Genomic DNA, 22351 nt, shown 5'->3' with positions numbered 1-22351 from the left:
GGATCTAACTAATGAGGAGCGGGTACATCTGCGGTCGCTTCTCCGGGGGTTCGGCCAGAGGGGCGACCCCCCTGCTCCCGCCAGATAGGAATTACGGTATTCGGGTCGAATTTGCCTCGACCCTTAGGCCCCTTGAGAAGCTGTATGTGTTTCATGTAGCGCTTGATTATCGTGCGCTTCTCAACGTTGTCCCCTGACCTCCATAGCATTAGGTCGCTCTCTACGGCTTTGGGGTCAGGGGCGGAGCCTAGGTCTTCGAGTTTCTCGATAAGCTCTCGAATCTTCTTCGATATCACTCCGATGTGTTCGTAGTAATCCTCGTTTGACCACCCAACGTCAGAGAGTTCTCCGCGCTCCCACTTCTCCTTAAGTCGATCCTTTTCCCCGATCGCTGCGCTTTTCTGCTCCTCTAGTTCGGTGCGCTGCTCGGTGATTTCTTCATCTTCTTCATCGCCCTCGTTGAGTGAAACTCCTAGTTTCTCAATCAGGAACTCCTCCATGAGTATGTCTATGAGATCGTCAAGGGGTGCCATCTTTCGTGCGGTTGAGCCGCATGCGCCGTTTCGTCCGCGAGATTGGCAACGGTACTGGTGGTATTGCGCCTTTCCGTTCCAGCGGCCTTCCATGGGCTTCTTGCATTTGTAGCAACGGACAACCCCTGTTAGTAGGTACTTTCCGTATTCATGCCCTCCTACGGGGGTGGTGTCTACCCCGTTCTGCTCTTGGCGTGCTTTTAGAATGCCTTGGGCTTTGAACCATGTCTGTGGGGACACGATTTCATCCCAGGTCCCCATTACGGGATTCCCGTTCTCGTCGGTGAGTAGCTTAGACATTCCGTCGTGTTGCTTGGATGGTTCGAGCCGGTGGCGTCCGCTGTAGAGAACCATTCCCGCATATCGTGGATTCGAGAGAATGAGTTTCACTGTGGCCGTGGTCCAATCGCCTCCACCCGGAGAGGGGATTTCTGAAAGCGTCAGACCTCGTGTGATGGACGACGGAGTTCCATTCTTCTCCACTAGCTCACGGAAGATGCGCCTTACGACTTTTGCCTCTTCCTCAATCTTCGTGCCTACATCCTCGCCCTTGCGCACCCATCCGTAACCGAGGCGGCCTATGGGGATTCCCACCTCAGCTGCTGCTAATGTGTCTCGGGCAACGCGTCGGGCTGTGTCCTGGGACTGTTTCAACAGCATGACGCACATGACGCGCGCCATATTGCAATCGGATTCCCTGACGAGGTTGAGTTCGCTTGTTGCTCCGATGGCGGGCCGCTTTACTTCGTTGACCACATTCGCGAGATCTTCTAGGTCCCTTGGCTGCCTAACGAGGCGGTCCAAGTCATAGAAGATGATTCCGTCAATCACTCCATTTAGCAGATCTTTCAGCATTTGTTGAAAATCTTCGCGAAGTACGACCCAATCGACGCTCCCGTCAGGGCGGGTGATCCTCTTCTTCTTGTAGGCGCTCGTATCGTCGTCTATGTACAGCTTGGCGAACTTGCCCCACTTGAGTGCCTGGCGCTTGGCCTCGATGTCCTCGGTCTGTCGTTCGATGGCGGTCTTCCTTTTGGACGCCTCCTTCCGGGCTCGTCGTTCTTCGTTAATGTCATGCATAGAGAGACGTAGGTATCCGCCCGGTCGCTGTGGTACGTACTGCGCGTAGCCCGCAGAGAGGTCCAGGGTGGTCGTGCGGCCTCGCTCGCGTAGCTGCGTGATCATCGGGTCGTCGATGCCGGATACGGCGGACAGGTCAAGCGTGTTGGCCGTGAAGGGAGTAGGGGACATGGCGACGCCTCCTAGTGGCGGGGGTTCGGCAGAAATGCCCGGGGTGGGGTACTACCCAGATCCGTCCATCCCTGGCTACATCCGTTACTGGAACGGCGCCGCCTGGGTGCCCGGCACCAGCCGTCCCGCCCCGGCCGAGGGCGAGGCCATGCCCGCGCCGCCGCCCGGGGTCACCCACACCCAGGTGATCAGCCCGCCGCCGGACGAGACGGGCCCGATGTTCCTGGACGAGGATCCGGCGCCGCAGGCCGCCGAGGAGACCGGCAGCGCACTGCCCGAGCTGCGCCGGAGCGCCGAGATGGACGTCCGGGGCGCGGGCGGGCCGCCCGAGGCCGCGGGCGGTGGCATGGGAGCGCAGCCGGTGCCGCCCGGCGGGGTTCCGGCGTCCGTGGACTGGAACGATCCCCAGCGGCTGCACGGCACCCGCCCCGACGCCGGCACGGCCTGGCACGCGGACGCCGCCCAGCAGGGCGGGTTCGGCGGTGAGCAGGACCGCCGGATCTCCTGGGGCGCGGAGCCGGACGCCCCCGGCGACCCCCAGGCCGGTGGGGGACAAGCCGGTGGCGGGCAGTGGCCCGGCGTGCCCGACCCGCGCCGCGCGGGTCCGGGTGAGGACGCCGGGCGCGATGACGGCACGCTGACCATGCGCGCGGGCGGGAGCGGGCGCACGTCGGACCGCTCGACGCAGGCCCTGCCGCCCGTCCGCCGGGCCCCGGAGCTGCCCCCGGCGGACGAGGGCGGGACCCCCGCCCCGGCGGGCGACGGGACGATGACGTTCCGCACGGTGGGGCGCGGCGGCGGAGCGGCACCCACGACCGGCCAGGGGCAGGGTCAGGGGCAGGACCAGGGCTGGGACCAGGGCCGGGGCCAGACGGCGGGCCGGGACGACGGGACGATGGCGATCCGGGCGATCGGTCGCGGCGGCGCGAGCAAGGGCGCCGAGGCCGCACCCCCGGCCCAGCCCCCGCACCAGCCCCAGCAGCCTCCGCAGACACACCAGCCCCAGCAGCCCCAGCAGCCCTTCGGCGGTATCCCCGCCCAGGGCGGCGGCCCTGCCTGGCAGCCGCAGGGGCAGTTCACCCAGCAGCCCGGCCCGCCGCAGAGCCCGCCGCAGGCCGCCCCGCACGCTCCCCAGGCGGCCCCGCAGGCGGCGCCCCAGGCGGCCCCGCACGGCGCGGCCCCGGGCGCGCCCGAGGGCGTCATCCCCTGGAAGCCGCCGGTCGACAATCCCTTCCTCCTGGCCGCCCAGGCCGAGGGCCGGCCCGCCTCGCTCGGCCGCCGCCTCGCCGCCCGGCTGATCGACTCGGTCGTGCTGCTCGGCGTCGTCGGCGCCGTCGCGTTCCCGCTGTGGAGCAAGGCGAGCGACCACATCGACGAGAAGGTCGAGACGGCCAAGCAGAGCGGCGAGACCGTCACGGTCTACTTCCTGGACGGCACCACCAGCGGCTATCTGGGCATCGTCCTCGGTCTGCTGCTCGTCCTCGGCGTCGTCCTGGAGACTCTGCCGACCGCCAAGTGGGGCCGCACGCTCGGCAAGAGGCTGTGCGGGGTGCGGGTGCTGGACATCGAGGAGCACGACACCCCGTCCTTCGGCACCGCGCTGCGCCGCTGGCTGGTCTACTCGGTGCTGGGGGTGCTCGTCATCGGTGTGCTGAACGTGCTGTGGTGCCTGTTCGACCGCCCGTGGCGGCAGTGCTGGCACGACAAGGCGGCCCGCACCTTCGTCGCGTCGGCCGACTGAGCGCCGGCCGACTGAGCGTCGCCGACTGAGCGCCGGCCGACCGAGCCGCCCTCCGCCGAACCGAACATCCGCCCCGGCTGCGGCGGATGGACGATCCCGGTCGCCCGAACGGGGCGCGCCGGATGCGGCGGTCCCGGCTCCGGGGTCGACTCGGGCCATGAGCACCGACCAGCCGCCGCCCGGGTCCGACGAGCCCCGGGACCGGGACAGCAGCGATCCGTTCGCAAAACAACCGCGTGCGAACGGCTCCCCGTACGGGGACCACGGGGACCACGGGGACCACACCGCGGGACCCGAGCCGTACGCCGGGATGCCCCCGCTCGCGCACCTCGGCCGCCGTCTGATCGCCCGGATCATCGACGCGCTGCTCATCGGCATCCCGGTCGGGCTCGTCGTGACCGCGATCGCCGGGGGCTATGACCCGATCGAGGGCAGCGCGCGTTCGACCACCGTCACGCTGGTCTACGTCCTGGTCTACTTCCTCTACGAGGGGCTGATGCTGACCCGGGACGGCCAGACCGTCGGCAAGAAGGCGATGAAGATCCGGGTCGCCATGCTGGAGAACGGGCGGCCGCCGGCCGGCCAGGCGGGCTGGCTGCGCGCCGGGGTGTATGCCCTGCCCGAGATCGTGCCCTGCTGTGGCTTCCTCTTCTGGCTGATCAATGTGTTGTGGTGCACCTGGGACCGGCCCTACCGGCAGTGCCTGCACGACAAGGCGGCCAAGACGCTGGTGGTCTCGGCCGTGCCCTGATCCCCGGGGTGCGCCCCGAGCCCCCGAGGTGCCCCCTGAGCTTCCGGTCCTCCGGGAGCGCTGATGTAATCGGGGGCATGGCCCCCGACCCGCTGTCCTCGCCCCCGCCTGTGATCCCCCCGGGGATGCCCCCGCTGGCCACCCCTGGTCAGCGCTTCACCGCCCGGCTCATCGACATCGTCATCCTCGGCGCGATCTGGACGGTGGCGCTCACGGCGACCGGCGCGCTCCAGTACACGATGGACCACCCGGGCGAGCAGGACATGGGCAAGGTGACTCTCGCGCTCGTCATCACGATGGCGCTCTACTTCGGCTACGAGGGCGTCATGCTGGCCCGCAGCGGACAGACGCTCGGCAAGAAGGCACTGCGCATCCGGGTGGCGATGCTGTCCGACGGGAATGTGCCGGCCGGTCAGGGCTGGGTCCGCGCGGCGGTCTACGTGCTGCCGGGGATGCTCATCCCGCTGCTGGTCGGCACGGTCTTCTGGCTGGTCAACTCGGTCTCACTGCTGTGGGACAAGCCGTTCCAGCGCTGTCTGCACGACAAGGCCGCGCGGACCGTCGTGGTGTCAGCCGTGCAGTGAGTCGGCGTGCGCCCGGGTGTGCGCCCGCGCCGGGTCGGCCGGTCCGGACCCCGCCACCGGGCGGCTGGTGCGGACGGTGCGGCCGGGGCGGGACACCCGGGCCACCGGCACGGTGACAGCGACGATGAGCCCGAGAACCAGCCCGACCACGGTCACCACCGCCACCCCGAGCCCCGATCGGGTCTGGGAGAGCAGCAGCATGGCGAAGGTCGAGAGAACGACGGTGGCCGAACCATAGGCAAGCTGTGCAGGAGTCGGACGCGGCATGGCGGGATCCGTCCTCGGGGGCGATATGCAGGGGGCATGAGTCAGGCTGAAGTGCACCGTCAGTCCTGACTCTACGGTCCTGCATGCCCGTGGGGAACGGAAGTAAGCGTGACCTCACCCACGACGCCGTTGCACAGGGGGCGCACGGAATCATCGGGTGTGCCAACCGGCGTGCATGGCGCGCCCGTTGCTGTCCGTTAAACGGAACATCGGGATCGCAGAACGTACTTGTCTCACCAGTCCAAGTCAAGGTCTGTCTTTTCTCCTGCCACTCCGGTCAAATGTCCGGCACTGGTGTGGAAAGGGGAGGACTGAGCGAGTGAACAGCCAACGGAGGACGGCCAGATCGGCCGCCATAGCCACTGTGGTGGCCGCGCTCGGAGCGGCGGCACTATCGACCGGCATGGCCCAGGCGGACGCACCGTCTACGCGTGTCGAGCGCCATGATCCGGCGCCCGCGAAGACGGATGTCCAGCACGACCTCGAGGGCCCCTACAGCAAGCAGCGGGAGGCACAGCGCCAGGAGGCGCTGCGCCAGGTCATCTCCGGCGACACCAAGGCGACCACGCGCGGGGCGTCCAAGGTCGTGAAGCTCGGCAAGGGCAAGTACGTCGAGCTGGCCCGGGAGAAGACCGACAAGATCTTCACCATCCTGGTCGAGTTCGGCGACAAGGTGGACGACACCACCATGTACGACCCGGACGGGGACGGCCCCAAGCCGCCGGTGAAGAAGTACGGCGGCGACCCGGGCCCGGCGCACAACACCATAGGCCGGCCGGACCGCGCCGACGACAACAGCACGGCCTGGCAGAAGGACTACAACCGCCAGCACTTCCAGGACCTCTACTTCTCCAAGGACAAGAAGAAGGAGTCCCTGAAGAAGTACTACGAGAAGCAGTCCTCGGGCCGCTACTCGGTGGACGGCGAGGTCTCCGACTGGGCCAAGGTCGACTGGAACGAGGCCCGCTACGGCTCCAACTACTGCGGCGACACCAACTGCGCCAACGCCTGGGACCTGATCCGCGACGGCGTCAACCAGTGGGCCAAGGACCAGAAGGCGGCCGGCCGCACCGACGCGCAGATCAAGGCGGACCTGGCCAAGTACGACCAGTGGGACCGCTACGACTACGACGCCGACGGCAACTTCAACGAGCCCGACGGCTACATCGACCACTTCCAGATCGTCCACGCCGGTGAGGACGAGTCCGCGGGCGGCGGGGTCCAGGGCGAGAACGCCATCTGGGCGCACCGCTGGTACGCGTACGGCACCGACGCGGGCAAGACCGGCCCCGGCGAGAACAAGTCGGGCGGTACGCAGATCGGCGACACCGGCATCTGGGTCGGCGACTACACCATGCAGCCGGAGAACGGCGGCCTCGGCGTCTTCGCCCATGAGTACGGCCATGACCTGGGCCTGCCGGACGAGTACGACACCACCGGCAAGGGGGAGTCGTCCGTCGCCTACTGGTCGCTGATGTCCGCGGGATCCTGGCTCGGCACCGGTAAGGACGCCATCGGCGATCTGCCCGGGGACATGAACGCCTGGGACAAGCTCCAGCTGGGCTGGCTGAACTACGCCTCGGCCAAGGCCGGTAAGAAGTCCACCCACACCCTCGGGGTGGCCGAGTACAACACCAAGAACAAGCAGGCGCTGGTGGTCGAGCTGCCCGCCAAGGCCGTCACCACCGAGGTGGTCGCCCCCGCCGAGGGCTCCAAGCAGTGGTGGAGCGGAATGGGTGACGACCTCAAGAACACCCTGACCCGGTCCGTGGACCTCACGGGTAAGTCCAAGGCCAGCCTGGACCTCCAGGGCTGGTGGGACATCGAGGAGAACTACGACTACCTCTACGCCGAGGTCTCCACGGACGGCGGCGCCAACTGGACGCCCGTCGACGGCACCGCGGACGGCAAGGCCATCCCGCGCGACGCCGGTGACAAGCCCGCGCTGACCGGCACCTCCGGCGCGTACAAGAAGCTCTCCTTCCCGCTGGACGCCTACGCGGGCAAGAAGATCGACCTGCGCTTCCGCTACCAGACCGACGGCGGTGTGGCGCAGAAGGGCTTCGCGGCCGACGCGATCACCCTGACCGCGGACGGCGCCCCGGTCTTCAGCGACGGCGCCGAGGGCGACGACAACGGCTGGACGGCGAAGGGCTTCTCGCGCATCGGCGGCTCCTTCACCAAGGACTACCCGCAGTACTACCTCGCCGAGAACCGCCAGTACGTGTCGTACGACACCACCCTCAAGACCGGTCCGTACAACTTCGGCTGGGCCTCCAGCCGGCCCAACTGGGTCGAGCACTTCCCGTACCAGAACGGGCTGCTGATCTGGCAGTGGGACACCTCGCAGCCGGACAACAACGTCGGTGTCCACCCGGGCAGCGGTCTGATCCTGCCGATCGACGCGCACCCCGCCGCCGAGAAGTGGGCGGACGGCGCGCTGATGCGCAACCGGATCCAGGCGTACGACTCCCCCTTCAGCCGGCTCCCCTCGGACGGCTTCACGCTGCACAACGACGGCAAGGCCGCCAAGGTGAAGCCGAAGCCGGGCCTTCCGGTCTTTGACGACCACAAGGGTACGTACTGGGACAAGAGCAACCCGACCGGCAGTGTCGAGACTGCTGACACCAATACCCGGATCAAGATCCTCAAGGAGCTCCCGGGTGGCTCGACGATGACCGTCCAGGTTGGACCGTCCGCCTCCTAGATCCACACCAGTCTGCATTTTCGCAGGTCAGAGCGGTAGCGGCCGTCGCCCCCTAGCGGGCGGCGGCCGTTCGCGTTTAGATGCCCCTTAGACCTTCTTGTTGACACGACGTCTCACGGGGGACATGACCCGCAATGGCCGACGGAGGATTCACCAAGCTGCCGGGCGGCAGTGTGGTGGTCGCACTGACGCTGCCGCGCCCGCTGGGCGAGGGCGGCGTCCGCGTACTGGTACACGCCGCGAACCGCCAGCGAGCCCTGACCAGGCTCCGCAATCTCGGGCTTCGCGCTGTCTATCTGCGCGGCAACGCCGCGCCGCCGACGCCCGACGAGGTGACGGCGGTGCTCCACCATCCCGACGGGGTGGTCTGGCGCGCCGCGCCGGACCGCGGAGGGGAGCTCTGGCATCCCATGGCCGCCCTCCTCAGACCACCGGCTCCGGCCTCGTAGGGGTGCCCGGCGGCTTGTGTCGCCTGCGGCGGGCTGTTCCCCTACCCGCCCCTTCCCGAAACTGGGGCTCCGCCCCAGACCCCGCTCCTCAAACGCCGGAGGGGCTGATTTCAGCCCGTCCGGGGTCCAGGGGTGGGGAGGGGGAAGATCCGCCGGATGCGCCGCGTAGCACCGGGGCCCGGGAGGGCGGGGGAGCCGTCGGGAAGGGCGCTGGGGGCCGCTGTGAGCGCCTCCGGCGCCGTCAGACGACCGGCTTGCCGCTGAGCTCGACCCCGGCCGCCCGCAGCTCCTCCAGGGCGCGCTCGGTCGTGCCCGGGGAGACGCCCGCGGTCAGGTCCAGCAGGACATGCGCCGCGAACCCCTCGCGGCGCGCGTCCAGCGCCGTGGCCCGCACGCAGTGGTCGGTGGCGATGCCCACCACGTCCACCTCGGTCACCTCCCGCTCGCGCAGCCACTGGGCGAGCGGGGTCCCGTGCTCGTCGGTGCCCTCGAAGCCGCTGTACGCCCCCGTGTACGCGCCCTTGTCGAAGACCGCGTCGATCGCGCCGGAGGCGACGGCGGGCGCGAAGTTCGGGTGGAAGCCGACGCCCTCGGTGCCCGCGACACAGTGCACCGGCCAGGTGTGCTCGTAGTCCGGGTTGTCCGAGAAGTGATCGCCCGGATCGATGTGGTGATCACGGGTGGCGACGACATGCCGGTAACCGGGCGTGGCCTCCCCGATCAGATCGGTGATCGCGGCGGCGACGTCCGCGCCCCCCGTCACCGCGAGGCTTCCGCCCTCGCAGAAGTCGTTCTGGACGTCGACGACGATCAGTGCCCGGTGCATGTCACCGAGGGTAGACACTCCGCGCCGATTGCGGCAGTGGGCGTGCCCCGTGTTCCCGCTCATGACCCGCCCGCCTCAGGCCCGCGCGTACTCGGTGGGCAGGACCGGCTCCCCGCGCGAGAGCTGGGTCGCCGACAGCGGCAGCCCGGCCCGTGCCGCGATGTGCCGGTCCCGCGCCGCGTCCAGCGGCTCGCGGGCCACGATCTCGCCCCCGCGCACCAGCTCCACCAGCAGTTGATGGTCCGCCAGCTCATCGGGGACCTCACCGGTGCCGATCACCTCGGCCTCGGCCACACCGTGCTCGTCCACCCGCCGCGCGGCCCATTTGCGGCCGCCCACCGAGGTCTTGGCGCCCATGGACTTCTTGGCCACCGGCAGCAGCGGCGCGTCCGCGTCGTCCGAAACCGCCCGCGCCACCAGCTTGTAGACCATCGAGCTGGTGGGGTGGCCGCTGCCGGTGACCAGCTGGGTGCCGACCCCGTACGCGTCCACGGGGGCCGCGGCCAGCGAGGCGATCGCGTACTCGTCGAGGTCGCTGGTCACCACGATCTTGGTGTTCTTGGCGTCCAGCTCGTCCAGCTGCTGGCGCACCCGGTGGGCGAGCAGCAGCAGATCGCCGGAGTCGATCCTTACGGCGCCCAGGTCCTTGCCGGCCACCTCCACGGCGGTGCGCACCGCCTCGGCGACGTCATAGGTGTCCACGAGCAGGGTGGTGTCGCTGCCATGGGCCTGGACCTGCGCCGTGAAGGCGTCCCGTTCGCTGTCGTGCAGCAGGGTGAAGGCGTGGGCGCTGGTGCCCACGGTGGGGATGTTGTAGCGGAATCCGGCCGCGAGGTCGGAGGTGGTGGTGAAGCCGCCGACGTAGGCGGCGCGGGCGGCGGCCACGGCGGCCAGCTCATGGGTGCGGCGGGCGCCCATCTCGATGAGCGGCCGGTCGCCGGCGGCGGTGGACATCCGGGACGCGGCGGCGGCCACCGCGGAGTCGTGGTTGAGGATGGAGAGGATGACCGTCTCCAGCAGCACCGCCTCGGCGAAGGTGCCCTCCACCCGGATGATCGGCGAGCCGGGGAAGTAGACCTCGCCCTCGGGGTAGCCCCAGATGTCGCCGCGGAAGCGGTAGTCGGCGAGCCAGCCGAGCGTGGGCTCGTCCACGATCCGCTGCTGGGCGAGGAAGTCCAGCACGCCGGCGTCGAAGCGGAAGTTCTCGACGGCGTCCAGCACCCGCCCGGTGCCCGCCACGACGCCGTAGCGCCGGCCCTCGGGGAGGCGCCTGGTGAAGACCTCGAAGACCGAGCGGCGGTCGGCGGTGCCCGCCCGCAGCGCGGCCTGAAGCATGGTGAGTTCGTACCGGTCGGTGAAGAGTGCGGTCGACGGCACGTCCACCGGCAGTCCCAAGTCCGCAGTGTCCATGGTTGACGATGCTACCTCCCGTACTCGTCAGAGTGACGAGATCTGGGTGCCGGTTTAGGCGGCGGCCTGTGCCGGGTGGCAGCATGGGACGTGTGAGTGTCGCGCCCGTGGAGATCGAACGTCCTGAATCCCGTGAAGCACCGTCGTCGGTGCCGGAACCCGACGTTCCCTGGGTGACGGTGGTCCACAACGACCCCGTCAATCTCATGAGCTATGTGACCTACGTCTTTCAGAGCTACTTCGGCTACTCCAAGGACAAGGCCAACCGTTTGATGCTCGACGTCCACCACAAAGGCCGCGCGATCGTCTCGAGCGGCACCCGCGAGGAGATGGAGCGCGACGTGCAGGCGATGCACGGCTACGGCCTGTGGGCGACCCTCCAGCAGGAGCGCTGATGTCGGGACGTTTCGAGCCTCTGCCTGGCGGCGGCGCCGCCATCGCCCTGGACGAGGTGGAGATCTCCATCCTGCGCAGCCTGGCCATGCAGCTCGCCGAGCTGATCGGTCCGGGCGACCAGCCCGCCGGGGGCGACGACCCGCTGGCCGCGCTCTTCGCGGACGGCCCCAGCAAGCCGCCGGAGGATCCGGCGCTCGCCCGGCTCTTCCCGGACGCCTACTCCCCGCCTGACCAGGAGCTCGGGGCGCGGGAGGAGAAGGAGGCGCGGGAGGCGTCCGCGGAGTTCCGCCGCTTCACCGAGAACGACCTGCGGGCGCGCAAGCGGGACGACGCCCTGACGGTGGTGCGCGACCTGGACGCGCTGGGCTCCGGCTCCTCGCGCGGGGCCCCGGCGGTGCTGGAGCTGGCGCCGGAGCGGGCCCGGCACTGGCTGTGCGCGCTCAACGACCTGCGGCTGGCCATCGGGACCCGGCTGGAGGTCACCGACGAGGACGACGGCGGTGAGCTGCTGGGGCTGCCGGACTCCGATCCGCGCAAGCCGATGGTGATGGCGTACTTCTGGCTCGGCGGGCTCCAGGAGACCCTGATCGAGACGCTCATGCCGGAATGATTCCCTCCGGCAATCACTGAGTGTTCGTTTAGAGGATGCTCAACTCCGGATAACGATCGCATCACTGCGATCGTCAACTTTGTTGAGCACCACAACTTTTGTCCGCTTCTCCCTGTGGTGTGCGCCACACGTGGCTCAGCCGGTCAGTGTTGCCGACGTGATAAATCTTCACGATCGCAGCCAGCCGCCACAGGGAGAAAGGCGCAGCAATATGACCTCAGCGGCTCCTGAAGAGGGCTATGAGCGCGGCCTTGGCAGTCGCCAGGTCCAGATGATCGCTATCGGCGGCGCCATCGGCGTCGGCCTGTTCATGGGTGCCGGGGCGAACATCGCCAAGGCGGGCCCGAGCATCATCCTGATGTACGCCCTTGCGGGCGTGATCGTCTTCTTCATCATGAGAGCGCTCGGTGAGCTGCTCCTCTACCGGCGGTCCACGGGCTCCTTCGCGGAATACATCCGGGAGTTCCTGGGCCCGTTCTTCGGCTATGTGACCGGCTGGACCTACTGGCTCCTGTGGGTGGTGACCGGCATGGCCGAGCTCACGGCCGCCGCCATCTACATCAACTTCTGGTTCCCCTCGATCCCGCAGTGGGTCAGCGCCCTGGTCTTCCTGGTGGTGCTCTTCGGGGTCAACCTGATCTCGGTCAAGGTCTTCGGTGAGGTCGAGTTCTGGTTCTCGATGGTCAAGGTCACCGCGATCATCGGCATGATCGTGATCGGCCTCGGTGTGCTCACCCTCGGTTTCTCCGACGCCGGTGACACCGCCGCCGCCTCGAACCTCTGGTCCCATGGCGGGTTCTTCCCCAACGGCATCGGCGACAGCCTGATGACCCTCCAGGGCGTGATGTTCGCCTACATCGCCGTCGAGCTCGTCGGCGTCACCGCGAGCGAGTCCGAGGACCCGGAGAAGACCCTGCCCAAGGCGATCAATACGCTGCCGTGGCGCATCATCATCTTCTACGTCGGCGCCCTGGTGGTGCTGCTCGCCGTCGTCAAGTGGACCGAGTTCTCGGCCGGTGAGAGCCCCTTCGTGCACGGCTTCTCCAAGATCGGCATCCCCCTCGCCGCCGGTATCGTCAACTTCGTCGTCCTGACCGCGGCCCTGTCCTCCTGTAACTCCGGTATGTACTCCACCGGCCGGATGCTGCGCGACCTGGCGACCAGCGGTGAGGGGCCGAGGATCTTCGCCCGGCTCAACGTCCGCAAGTCCCCGGCCCTCGGCATCACCTTCTCCGTCCTCTTCATGGCTATCGGCGTGGTCCTCAACTACGTCGTCCCCGAGAAGGCGTTCACCTACGTCACCTCGGTGTCCACGGCCTGTGGCATCTGGACCTGGCTGATGATCCTGTTCGCCCACATCCGGTACCGCCGCGCGTTCCGCGCCGGCCGGCTGCCCGCCTCCTCCTTCCCGGCTCCCGGCGGCTCGGTCTTCAGCTGGGTGGCGGTGGTCTTCCTGCTGTTCGTGACCTGCCTGGTCGCCTACGACAAGGACGGCCGGGTCTCCCTGTACGTCGGCGCCGGGTGGGCCGTCTGTCTGGTGATCGGCTGGTACGTCCTCAAGGCCCGCGGCGGGGCTCAGCCGCTCGACCAGAGTGACGCGGTGGAGCCGGAGTACGCGCGTAAGTAAGCCGTATCGCCTTTCGGGCGCAGCATCTCAGCAGGCGGGCTCCGGACCTCTGTCCGGAGCCCGCCTCCTATTGTGTGCTCATGCTGACCATCACCCAGGCGCTCCACGACAAGATCGTCGCGCATGCCCGCGCCGACCACCCCGACGAGGCATGCGGTGTGATCGCGGGCCCGGCCGGAAGCGGCCGCCCCGAGCGGTTCATCCCGATGCTGAACGCGGCCCGTTCCCCCACCTTCTACGAGTTCGACTCGGGTGACCTGCTCAAGCTCTACCGCGAGATGGACGACCGGGACGAGGAGCCGGTGGTCATCTACCACTCGCACACCGCCACCGAGGCGTACCCCTCCCGTACCGACATCTCCTACGCCAATGAGCCCGGGGCCCACTACGTTCTGGTCTCCACGGCCGAATGCGGCAATGAGGAGGGCCCCATCCAGTTCCGGTCCTTCCGGATCGTGGACGGCGAGGTCACCGAGGAAGAGGTGGAGATCGTCCCGGGCGGCTGAATCGCCATGCTGTCTCGTATCGCGGTCACTACCCGTCCGTATCGCGGGATCACCTACCGGAGTCCGGTTCGGGAATCGATACGATGAGTCCATGGTTTCCGATGACGTGAGCGAGAAGACGCCGGGCATGCTGCTCGTGGCGCGGCTCCACGTCGACCTGTGCCGGCTCGCCAGCGCGATGTGTCCGCGCCGCGCCGTGGCCGCCTGAGCGCGCGCCCGAGACGCCCGACGAGACGCCCGACGCCCTTCGACGACGCCTTCCCGGCCGCTCCCGGTCCGGGAGTCCACCCCGCCCTCCGACAGGAGCCCAGACATGGCCATCGAGGTCCGCATCCCGACCATCCTCCGCACCTACACCGACGGCCAGAAGGCGGTCGAGGGCAGCGGGGCCACGCTCGCCGAGCTCTTCGCCGACCTGGAGAGCCGGCACTCCGGGATCCAGGAGCGCCTGGTCGACGGCGGCGAGCTGCGCCGCTTCGTCAACGTCTATCTGAACGACGAGGACGTCCGCTTCCTCGACGGCATCTCCACCAAGGTCTCGGACGGCGACAATGTGACGATCCTCCCGGCTGTCGCCGGCGGAAGGCTCTGATGCGGTACGACAGCCCCCTGGCCGCGGTCGGCAATACGCCGCTCGTCGGGCTGCCGCGGCTCTCGCCCTCGTCCGACGTACGGATCTGGGCCAAGCTGGAGGACCGCAACCCCACCGGCTCGGTCAAGGACCGCCCCGCGCTCCATATGATCGAACAGGCCGAGAAGGACGGCCGGTTGACCCCCGGCTGCACCATCCTCGAGCCCACCTCCGGCAACACCGGCATCTCCCTGGCGATGGCGGCCAAGCTCAAGGGCTACCGCATCGTCTGCGTGATGCCGGAGAACACCAGCGAGGAGCGGCGCCAGCTGCTCGCCATGTGGGGCGCGGAGATCATCTCCTCGCCCGCCGCCGGCGGCTCCAACACCGCCGTCCGGGTGGCCAAGGAGCTGGCCGAGCAGCACCCGGACTGGGTGATGCTGTACCAGTACGGAAACCCGGACAACGCCGGCGCCCACTACGCCACCACCGGCCCCGAGATCCTGGCCGACCTGCCCTCCATCACCCACTTCGTCGCCGGTCTGGGCACGACCGGCACCCTGATGGGCGTCGGCCGCTTCCTGCGCGAGAACAAGCCGGGCGTCCAGATCGTCGCCGCCGAACCGCGCTACGACGACGTCGTCTACGGACTCCGCAACCTCGACGAGGGCTTCGTCCCCGAGCTGTACGACGAGTCCGTCCTGACCACCCGCTTCTCCGTCGGCTCCGAGGACGCGGTGTCCCGTACCCGGGAACTCCTCGCCCAGGAGGGCATCTTCGCGGGCGTCTCGACCGGGGCCGCGCTGCACGCCGCCCTCGGTGTCGCCCGTAAGGCGGTCACGGCCGGGCAGAGCGCCGATGTGGTCTTCATCGTCGCCGACGGCGGCTGGAAGTACCTCTCCACCGGTGTCTACACGGCGGCCACCACCGAGGAGGCGATCGAGACGCTGCACGGCCAGCTCTGGGCGTAGGGGCCGAATCGGCCGACGGGGGGCATGGCCGGGCGCCACCCGGCTCCGTCCTGGTGATTCCGCCCACAACGCGGCCCAGTGGAGGAGCTGCCTGGGCTTTTGCGCCTTACGCTCGTGGGCACCGCATGACCCCCCGCACCTGCCCATGGCCCTCGGCATGGGGACCCCTCAAGGAGGTTCCTGCTTCATGAAGCTCACCGTCGTCGGATGCTCAGGGTCGTTCCCGTCCGCGGAATCGGCCTGCTCGAGCTACCTCCTCGAGGCCGACGGCTTCCGGCTGCTCCTCGACATGGGCAATGGCGCCCTTGGCGAGCTGCAGCGCCACTGCGGTCTTTACGACCTCGACGCCGTGCTGCTGTCCCATCTCCACCCCGATCACTTCATCGACATGTGCGGATACTTCGTCGCGCGCTACTACCGGCACGACGGTGGCCGCGCCGAGACGATCCCCGTCTACGGCCCCGAGGACACCGAGCGGCGGCTGGTCCAGGCGTACGACGACGTGCCCGACGAGAAGTCGATGCGCGAGGTCTTCGACTTCCGCACGCTCACGCCCGGCAGCTTCGAGATCGGCCCCTTCACCATCCGCGCCGAGCGCGTGTGCCATCCGGTGGAGGCGTACGGCTTCCGGATCGAGTACGGCGGCCGCTCGCTGGTCTACTCGGGCGACACGGGCCCCTGTGAGGCCCTGGTGGACCTGGCCCGGGGCGGCGACCTCTTCCTGTGCGAGGCGGCCTTCACGCACGGCAAGGAGGACATCCCGGGGCTGCACCTCAACGGCCGCGAGGCGGGCGAGCACGCGCTGCGGGCGGGGGTCGGGGCCCTGGTGCTCACCCATGTGCCGCCGTGGACGGACCCACAGATCAACCAGCGCGACGCCCAGGCGGTCTTCGGCGGCCCGGTGGAGCTGGCCAAGGCGGGCGCGGTCTACGAGGTGTAGGCGCACGGTCCCCGTACGCGCGAGGGCCCCGGAACCGAACCGGTTCCGGGGCCCTCGCGCGGGGCGCGGGTCGAAGGTCTACGCCTTGGTGAGGTCCTCGACCTCTTCCTCGGGCTCACGGCCCGGGGTGGGCAGATCGAACTTGGTGATCGCGAAGCGGAAGACCACGTAGTAGACCACCGCGAAGACCAGCCCCACCGGGATGATCAGCAGTGGTTTGGTGGCATGGCTCCAGTTCAGCACGTAGTCGATGAACCCCGCGGAGAAGTTGAAGCCCGCGTGTACGCCCAGGGCCCAGGTGATCGCCATCGAGAGCGCGGTCAGCACCGCGTGGATCACATAGAGCAGCGGGGCGATGAACATGAACGAGAACTCGATCGGCTCGGTCACGCCCGTGACGAACGAGGTCAGCGCCAGCGAGATCATCATGCCGAGCACGGCCTTGCGGCGCTCGGGGCGGGCGGTGTGCGCCATGGCCAGGGCGGCGGCCGGCAGACCGAACATCATGATCGGGAAGAAGCCGGACATGAACATGCCCGCGCTCGCGTCGCCGGCCAGGAAGCGGCTGAGGTCGCCGTGCACGGTCTCACCGGCCGCGTTGGTGAAGTCGCCGAGCTGGAACCAGGCCACAGTGTTCACGAACTGGTGCATGCCGATCGGGATCAGGGCGCGGTTGACGGCACCGAAGAGGGCCGATCCCGCGGAGCCGAGCCCGGTCATCCACTCACCGAAGTTGCTGATGCCGTCGCCGATGGGCTCCCAGACCAGGCCGAAGAAGACGCCCACCACGATACCGGTGAAGGCCATGATGATCGGCACCAGCCGGCGGCCATTGAAGAAGCCGAGCCAGTCCACCAGCCGGGTGCGGTGGTACCGCTGCCACAGCACCGCGGTGAGCAGCCCCATGATGATGCCGCCGAGCACCCCGGGGTCGTTGAACTTGGCCGGTATGTCCTCGCCCTTCTGGATCACCGCGTCGGCGACCGGGAACGCCTCCAGCACCTTGCTGTAGACCAGGAACCCGACCACGGCGGCCAGCGCGGTGGAGCCGTCCGACTTCTTGGCGAACCCGATGGCCACGCCGACGCAGAACAGCAGCGGAAGGGCGCCGGTGAGCGCGCCACCGGCGTTGTTGAACACGGCGGCGACCTTGTCCCAGCCCAGTCCGTCGGCGCCGAACACATCGGGCTGTCCGAGCCGGACCATGATTCCGGCGGCGGGCAGGACCGCGATCGGCAGCTGAAGGCTGCGGCCGACCTTCTGGAGTCCCTGGAACAGGCCGGCACCCCGCTTCTGGGCGGGCGCCGCCTTGGCGGTGGCCGTACTCATCGGATTCCTCCTGGTGAGGCGGGCTCTCGGGGGAAGGGACGGCCCGCTTTATGGTCTAAACCACATGTGGTGTAGACCTGTTGTAGCACGGAGGGATCCGATGAAGGAATCTATCGTTCCAAGTGACGTGTAACGTCTTCGCCCGCATAATGGTGTAGACCACTTGCCGCATGGCGAACGGACGACAGGGAGCGAACATGGCCAGCAAGGCTGAGAAGATCGTCGAGGGGCTCGGCGGCATCGACAACATCATCGAGGTCGAGGGCTGCATCACCCGACTCCGTACCGAGGTCAAGGACGTCTCCCTGGTCGACGAGGCGCTGCTGAAGGCCGCGGGCGCCCATGGCGTGGTGAAGATGGGCAGCGCGATCCAGGTGGTCATCGGCACCGACGCGGACCCCGTCGCCGCCGAGATCGAAGACCTGATGTGAGCCGCTGAGCCCGCCGCGGACGCGGACCGGAGCCCTTCGCGATGCCGATAGGCTCATCCCATGTCTCGTATCGACGGCCGCACCCCCGACCAGCTCCGCCCCGTGACCATCGAGCGCGGTTGGAGCAAGCATGCCGAGGGCTCGGTCCTCGTCTCCTTCGGCGATACGCGGGTCCTGTGTACCGCGAGCGTCACCGAAGGCGTGCCGCGCTGGCGCAAGGGCAGCGGCGAGGGCTGGGTCACCGCGGAGTACGCGATGCTGCCGCGCTCCACCAACACCCGGGGCGACCGCGAGTCCGTCCGCGGCAAGATCGGCGGCCGTACGCATGAGATCTCCCGGCTCATCGGCCGCTCGCTGCGCGCCGTCATCGACTACAAGGCGCTCGGCGAGAACACCATCGTCCTGGACTGCGATGTCCTCCAGGCCGACGGCGGCACCCGCACCGCCGCCATCACCGGCGCCTATGTGGCCCTGGCCGACGCCGTCGGCTGGGCCCGGGGGAAGAAGCTGATCAAGGCCACCCGGCAGCCGCTGACCGGCACCGTCTCCGCGGTCAGCGTCGGCATCGTCGGCGGCGTCCCCCTGCTCGACCTCTGCTACGAGGAGGACGTGCGCGCGGAGACCGACATGAACGTGGTCTGTACCGGTGACGGACGCTTCGTCGAGGTGCAGGGCACCGCCGAGGGCGAGCCCTTCGCCCGCGAGGAGCTGAACGGGCTGCTGGACCTCGCCGTGGCGGGCTGTGACGCCCTGTCCGGAATCCAGCGCGCGGCACTGGCCGAGGAGAACTGACGGCGGCACCAGGCAACCGTCGCACGGCGCCTGGCGTTTAGTCAGGTACCAGCACCTTTTCTTGGGGAAGGACCCATTCCATGGCGCCGCGCCACCGTCACCGCCGTACCACTGTCATCACCGCCCTCGCCGCCGTCGCGCTCGCCGTGCCGGTCACCGTGGGCTGCAGCGCGGTGGAGAAGGCCCTGGACTGCGCCCAGCTCGCGGTCGAGATATCCAACGACGTGGACAACCTCCAGGACGCCCTGACCGACGCCGCCGTCGACCCGCAGCAGGCCGACAAGATCCTGGACGCCCTCGATGCGGACATCGACAAGGTGGGCGACCGCACCGACAACGCGGACGTCGGCAAGGCCATCGACGACCTCCAGAAGGCCGTGGACAACGTCCAGAAGTCCGTCGACAGCGGCAAGGACCCGGATCTGACCCCGGTCAAGGACGCGGCGGGCGAGCTGACCAGCGTCTGCTCGCCCTGACCTCCCCCTGATCGGCACGAATCACGCACCCTCGATAATCGAGAGCTATGCAGCAACGCACTGAGGGACACCCTCCGCACCCCCGCCGTCTCATCCTCGCCACCCGCAACGCCTACAAGATCACCGAGCTGCGCTCGATCCTGGGCGAGACCGGCCTCGACGTCGAACTCGTCGGCGCCGACGCCTATCCGGAGGTCCCGGACGTCAAGGAGACCGGCGTGACCTTCGCGGAGAACGCCCTCCTCAAGGCCCACGCCCTGGCCGGGGCCACCGGCCACCCCGCCATCGCCGACGACTCCGGGCTCTGCGTGGACGTCATCGGCGGCGCCCCCGGCATCTTCTCGGCCCGCTGGTCGGGCCGGCACGGCGACGACCGCGCCAACCTCGATCTGCTGCTGGCCCAGCTCGCCGACGTCCCCGACGAACACCGCGGCGCCCACTTCGAATGCGCCGCCGCCCTCGCCCTCCCCGACGGCACCGAGCGCGTGGTCTCCGGACGGCTCACCGGCACCCTCCGCCACGAGCCCGTGGGCGGCGGGGGGTTCGGCTACGACCCGATCCTCCAGCCCCACGGCGAGACCCGCACCTGCGCCGAACTGACCCCCGACGAGAAGAACGCCATCAGCCACCGCGGCAAGGCGTTCCGCGCCATCGCCCCGGTCGTCCGCGAACTCCTGGGGTGAACAACGAAGGCGCGGCACCCGCGTGGTGCCGCGCCTTCCGCGATGGGCCCGGTGGGACTCGAACCCACGACACACCGGACCTAAACCGGCGCCCTCTGGCCAGCTGGGGTACGGGCCCGCGAGCGCAACTGTACTGTGTGTCGATTCCCTAACGCCAAGTGGTGGTGCTCAGCCGTCCTCGGCCGGAGAAGTTCTTTGTCTGGCTATGACAGGACGGGCAGAGATACCGTAGATTTCCGATGTTGTTGTCCAACCGGTCCCCATTGATGTGGTCGATCTCCAGAACGAGTCGTCTGCCCTGCCAGCTGTCGCCTGTGCCGCACTCGTCGCAGACCTGGGGCACACCAATCTCATCGAGGGCACGCCTCAGCAGTGCGGTCCTCGTGCGGGTACTACCGGGATCAAGCCGCTGAAGGACCGTCGACGCGGACTTGCGCTGGGGAGAGGCATGACCGCGTCGGTGCCCTCGGCCGGTGAAGTGAGCGGTGGAGATCCCATACGCGGCGACACTCCTCCGTACCAGCGAACGTCCTGCGCCGCCCACGGGTATTTCCAGAAGGCGCAGCACCCCCGCCACGCTGTACGAGTCCGAGATGGCCCGCGCCAACGCGGATCGGGGGAGCAGCCTCTCCGGGGCTGTGCCCCGTTTGCCGGTAAAATGCGCGGTGTCGATGCCGAACTGTTCCAGCTTCTTTCTGAGGTGGCTGTAGGCGCTGTCGTAGGGAGGGATGTCCATGAACGCGAGCATCTCCCGGACACTGTGACCCGCAGATTTCCCATGCGGTTGTCCCACCAGTCCCCGTTGATGTGGTCGATTTCGTGGCGCAGTGGCTTGCCGTTCCACTTCGGGCCGGTGCCACACATCGCGCATCTCTCCGGAAGGCCACGGCCAATGAGCTCTCTGCGCAGCCGCTCGCCGGGAATTCTCCCGCCCGAAGGCGACCCCAGAATCAGGCGGTCGCGGGTCGGCCTCTTGGGCTGCCGAGGGACCTGAGGTGAAAAGTGTGAGGTGTCGATCCCGAAGGCGGCCAGGCGCCTTCCGATATGCGCCTGATTGCCGCCCACGGGGCTGATCCCCAGGCGCCGAACCACCTCGGCCACGCTGCTGGAGCGGGCGACGACCTCCCTGAGCCTCGTTTCGGTGTGCCGCACCCGCTCCGTGCGCAGGTGAGGGGCGTCGATGCCCGCTTCGGCCAGCTTGCGCCGGAGGTAACTCCTGCTGCCGGCGGTGGGCTCGCCGCCGCAGCGGCGTATGGCTTCGTCGATGGTCTTCGCGCTGCTAGCGGTTTCGACGAGCAGCTCATAGGTGTATCTCGCGGGCATTGCCCTCCCCTCCCATGCGATCACATGTCGTGCGATCGCACTGAGTAACGCACAAGGCGCCGGAGGGTCACCCACGCATGAGAGAGGTCCCGCACCGATCTGGTGCGGGACCCTCGGGGAAGCGTCGGGGTCACAGCCCCAGGTCTTTGATGATCTTGGCGACGTGGCCGGTGGCCTTCACGTTGTACAGGGCGCGCTCGACCTTGCCCTGCTCGTCCACGATGACGGTGGACCGGATCACGCCCGTCACCGTCTTGCCGTAGAGCTTCTTCTCGCCGAAGGCGCCGTACGCCTCCAGGGTCTCCTTGGAGGGGTCGGCGAGCAGGGTGACCTTCAGGTCCTCCTGGGCGCGGAACTTGGCCAGCTTCTCCGGCTTGTCGGGGGAGATGCCGATGACGTCGTAGCCGTGGCCGGAGAGGAACTCGAGGTTGTCGGTGAAGTCGCACGCCTGCTTGGTGCAGCCCGGGGTGAGGGCCGCGGGGTAGAAGTAGACGATCACTTTGCGGCCGGTGTGGTCGGCGAGCGAAACCTGCTTGCCGTCCGCGTCGGGGAGGGTGAAGGCGGGGGCGGTGTCGCCGGGCTGCAGTCGCTCGCTCATGGTCTGGTGCTCCTCGTGGCATCGGGGGGTACACACCCGACATTAGCCAGCTTCCCGTCCGGGGGTGCCGTGGGGCGGTGAGGAGAGCGAGCTGACAGACTGTCCACTACGAATCATCGAGACTGACGACGGAGGCAGCGCGGTGTCGGATGCCAGGACCCCTGCGCAGATCGAGGCGGACATCGCCCGCAGGCGGCAGGAGCTCGCCGTGACGCTCGACGAGATCGGGGTGCGGGTGCACCCGAAGACGATCATCGGGGACGCGAAGGCGAAGGCGGCGTCGGCCGTGGACCGGACCGCCGGGCGGGCCTATGTGTCCGTCAACCGAGTGGTGACGGGCGTGCGCGGCCAGCTGGTGTCGGAGGAGGGCGGGCCCCGCATGGAGCGGATCGTGCCGGCCGCGCTCCTCGTGACCGGGCTGGTCGGCCTGCTCGCGCTCTCGGCCAGGTCCTCCCGGTCCGCCAAGGCGTCCCGCTCCTCGTGGTGCGCCAAGCGGCGCCGGTGACGGAAGGGCGGCGGGCTCCGGCCCTGGGGCGTCATCCCGCCCTCCGGCCAGGTACGGTCATGGCGTGAGTGCGA

The 22351-nt window shown here is 68.5% G+C and carries 25 protein-coding genes and 1 tRNA gene; 18 read left to right on the top strand and 8 right to left on the bottom strand.

Going from position 1 to position 22351, the window contains the following annotated elements:
- Nucleotides 1–8: 8 nt before the first annotated feature.
- On the bottom strand, nt 9–1784 hold the full coding sequence (locus tag J2Z30_RS13465; protein ID WP_078956856.1) for a recombinase family protein: 1776 nt from the start codon (nt 1782–1784) through the stop codon (nt 9–11).
- Here J2Z30_RS13465 and J2Z30_RS13460 point away from each other — a divergent pair.
- The 3 genes from J2Z30_RS13460 (at nt 1783) to J2Z30_RS13450 (ending at nt 4860) form a co-directional block, all read left to right on the top strand.
- Complete coding sequence (locus J2Z30_RS13460) at nt 1783–3525, top strand: RDD family protein (RefSeq protein WP_044574579.1); 1743 nt, start codon at nt 1783–1785, stop codon at nt 3523–3525. The two genes, J2Z30_RS13465 and J2Z30_RS13460, sit on opposite strands and share 2 nt — an antisense overlap.
- Nucleotides 3526–3682: 157 nt before the next feature.
- Entirely contained in the window at nt 3683–4276 is a 594-nt protein-coding gene (locus tag J2Z30_RS13455) for an RDD family protein (protein ID WP_044574581.1), read from the top strand.
- Nucleotides 4277–4353: 77 nt separating this feature from the next.
- Nucleotides 4354–4860, top strand: a complete 507-nt coding sequence (locus J2Z30_RS13450; RefSeq protein WP_044574582.1) for an RDD family protein — start codon at nt 4354–4356, stop codon at nt 4858–4860.
- On the opposite strand, the gene J2Z30_RS13445 is transcribed toward J2Z30_RS13450, so the two are convergent.
- Entirely contained in the window at nt 4846–5127 is a 282-nt protein-coding gene (locus J2Z30_RS13445; RefSeq protein WP_044574583.1) for a hypothetical protein, read from the bottom strand. The genes J2Z30_RS13450 and J2Z30_RS13445 overlap by 15 nt on opposite strands.
- Before the next feature lie 319 nt (nt 5128–5446).
- Here J2Z30_RS13445 and J2Z30_RS13440 point away from each other — a divergent pair, with 319 nt between their 5' ends.
- On the top strand, nt 5447–7834 hold the full coding sequence (locus J2Z30_RS13440) for an immune inhibitor A domain-containing protein (protein ID WP_078956857.1): 2388 nt from the start codon (nt 5447–5449) through the stop codon (nt 7832–7834).
- Between the two features lie 134 nt (nt 7835–7968).
- Nucleotides 7969–8283, top strand: a complete 315-nt coding sequence (locus J2Z30_RS13435) for a hypothetical protein (RefSeq protein WP_044574587.1) — start codon at nt 7969–7971, stop codon at nt 8281–8283.
- A 241-nt stretch (nt 8284–8524) separates the two neighbouring features.
- Here the strand turns inward: J2Z30_RS13435 and J2Z30_RS13430 are convergent, their stop codons facing one another.
- Both J2Z30_RS13430 and J2Z30_RS13425 read right to left on the bottom strand, forming a co-directional pair.
- A complete protein-coding gene (locus J2Z30_RS13430; protein WP_044574589.1) occupies nt 8525–9109 on the bottom strand; it encodes a nicotinamidase in 585 nt (194 codons plus the stop codon).
- Between the two features lie 75 nt (nt 9110–9184).
- A complete protein-coding gene (locus tag J2Z30_RS13425; RefSeq protein WP_044574591.1) occupies nt 9185–10519 on the bottom strand; it encodes a nicotinate phosphoribosyltransferase in 1335 nt (444 codons plus the stop codon).
- A gap of 83 nt (nt 10520–10602) precedes the next feature.
- Between J2Z30_RS13425 and clpS the strand changes: the two genes are divergently transcribed.
- From clpS to J2Z30_RS13390, 8 genes are all read left to right on the top strand, one after another.
- The gene (gene clpS / locus J2Z30_RS13420; RefSeq protein WP_037962133.1) at nt 10603–10914 is read left to right on the top strand and encodes an ATP-dependent Clp protease adapter ClpS; all 312 of its coding nucleotides are present in this window, start codon (nt 10603–10605) and stop codon (nt 10912–10914) included.
- The gene (locus tag J2Z30_RS13415) at nt 10914–11525 is read left to right on the top strand and encodes a DUF2017 domain-containing protein (RefSeq protein ID WP_044574593.1); all 612 of its coding nucleotides are present in this window, start codon (nt 10914–10916) and stop codon (nt 11523–11525) included. Before clpS ends, J2Z30_RS13415 begins: the two co-directional genes overlap by 1 nt.
- 211 nt (nt 11526–11736) lie before the next feature.
- Complete coding sequence (locus J2Z30_RS13410) at nt 11737–13152, top strand: amino acid permease (protein ID WP_044574596.1); 1416 nt, start codon at nt 11737–11739, stop codon at nt 13150–13152.
- Nucleotides 13153–13232: 80 nt separating this feature from the next.
- The gene (locus tag J2Z30_RS13405; RefSeq protein ID WP_044574598.1) at nt 13233–13658 is read left to right on the top strand and encodes a M67 family metallopeptidase; all 426 of its coding nucleotides are present in this window, start codon (nt 13233–13235) and stop codon (nt 13656–13658) included.
- Between the two features lie 91 nt (nt 13659–13749).
- Nucleotides 13750–13866: a putative leader peptide gene (locus J2Z30_RS51675; RefSeq protein WP_345662506.1), complete on the top strand. Its 117-nt coding sequence runs from the start codon at nt 13750–13752 to the stop codon at nt 13864–13866.
- 105 nt (nt 13867–13971) lie between these two features.
- Nucleotides 13972–14250: a MoaD/ThiS family protein gene (locus J2Z30_RS13400; RefSeq protein ID WP_044574600.1), complete on the top strand. Its 279-nt coding sequence runs from the start codon at nt 13972–13974 to the stop codon at nt 14248–14250.
- Complete coding sequence (locus J2Z30_RS13395; RefSeq protein ID WP_044574602.1) at nt 14250–15200, top strand: PLP-dependent cysteine synthase family protein; 951 nt, start codon at nt 14250–14252, stop codon at nt 15198–15200. The genes J2Z30_RS13400 and J2Z30_RS13395 overlap by 1 nt, the downstream gene beginning before the upstream one ends.
- Nucleotides 15201–15387: 187 nt before the next feature.
- Complete coding sequence (locus J2Z30_RS13390; protein ID WP_044574604.1) at nt 15388–16140, top strand: MBL fold metallo-hydrolase; 753 nt, start codon at nt 15388–15390, stop codon at nt 16138–16140.
- Between the two features lie 78 nt (nt 16141–16218).
- On the opposite strand, the gene J2Z30_RS13385 is transcribed toward J2Z30_RS13390, so the two are convergent.
- A complete protein-coding gene (locus J2Z30_RS13385) occupies nt 16219–17469 on the bottom strand; it encodes a PTS transporter subunit EIIC (protein ID WP_044574605.1) in 1251 nt (416 codons plus the stop codon).
- A gap of 197 nt (nt 17470–17666) precedes the next feature.
- On the opposite strand from J2Z30_RS13385, the gene J2Z30_RS13380 reads away from it, so the two are divergent.
- The 4 genes from J2Z30_RS13380 (at nt 17667) to rdgB (ending at nt 19851) form a co-directional block, all read left to right on the top strand.
- The gene (locus J2Z30_RS13380; protein ID WP_044574606.1) at nt 17667–17900 is read left to right on the top strand and encodes a PTS sugar transporter subunit IIB; all 234 of its coding nucleotides are present in this window, start codon (nt 17667–17669) and stop codon (nt 17898–17900) included.
- 60 nt (nt 17901–17960) lie between these two features.
- Nucleotides 17961–18692, top strand: coding sequence for a ribonuclease PH (rph, locus tag J2Z30_RS13375; RefSeq protein WP_044574607.1), 732 nt, complete (start codon nt 17961–17963; stop codon nt 18690–18692).
- Between the two features lie 80 nt (nt 18693–18772).
- Nucleotides 18773–19168, top strand: a complete 396-nt coding sequence (locus J2Z30_RS13370) for a hypothetical protein (RefSeq protein ID WP_044574608.1) — start codon at nt 18773–18775, stop codon at nt 19166–19168.
- Between the two features lie 47 nt (nt 19169–19215).
- Nucleotides 19216–19851 carry an RdgB/HAM1 family non-canonical purine NTP pyrophosphatase gene (gene rdgB, locus J2Z30_RS13365; RefSeq protein ID WP_044574609.1) on the top strand — a complete coding sequence of 212 codons (636 nt, stop codon included), beginning with the start codon at nt 19216–19218 and terminating at the stop codon, nt 19849–19851.
- A gap of 43 nt (nt 19852–19894) precedes the next feature.
- Here rdgB and J2Z30_RS13360 read toward each other — a convergent pair.
- The 3 genes from J2Z30_RS13360 to bcp all read right to left on the bottom strand — a co-directional run bounded on the left by J2Z30_RS13360 (nt 19895) and on the right by bcp (nt 21772).
- A tRNA-Leu gene (locus J2Z30_RS13360) sits at nt 19895–19969 on the bottom strand.
- Between the two features lie 30 nt (nt 19970–19999).
- Nucleotides 20000–20587 (bottom strand): HNH endonuclease signature motif containing protein, encoded by a 588-nt coding sequence (locus J2Z30_RS13355; RefSeq protein WP_245387931.1) that lies wholly within the window; start codon nt 20585–20587, stop codon nt 20000–20002.
- Nucleotides 20588–21304: 717 nt separating this feature from the next.
- A complete protein-coding gene (gene bcp / locus J2Z30_RS13345; RefSeq protein ID WP_044574611.1) occupies nt 21305–21772 on the bottom strand; it encodes a thioredoxin-dependent thiol peroxidase in 468 nt (155 codons plus the stop codon).
- Nucleotides 21773–21914: 142 nt separating this feature from the next.
- On the opposite strand from bcp, the gene J2Z30_RS13340 reads away from it, so the two are divergent.
- Nucleotides 21915–22277 carry a DUF3618 domain-containing protein gene (locus tag J2Z30_RS13340; RefSeq protein WP_044574613.1) on the top strand — a complete coding sequence of 121 codons (363 nt, stop codon included), beginning with the start codon at nt 21915–21917 and terminating at the stop codon, nt 22275–22277.
- Nucleotides 22278–22351 lie beyond the last annotated feature (74 nt).

The organism is Streptomyces iranensis (genome assembly GCF_017874715.1).
Taxonomy (GTDB): Bacteria; Actinomycetota; Actinomycetes; order Streptomycetales; family Streptomycetaceae; genus Streptomyces; species Streptomyces iranensis.
Note: the sequence above shows the minus strand (reverse complement) of the source record. Positions and strands in the feature narration are given on the sequence as shown.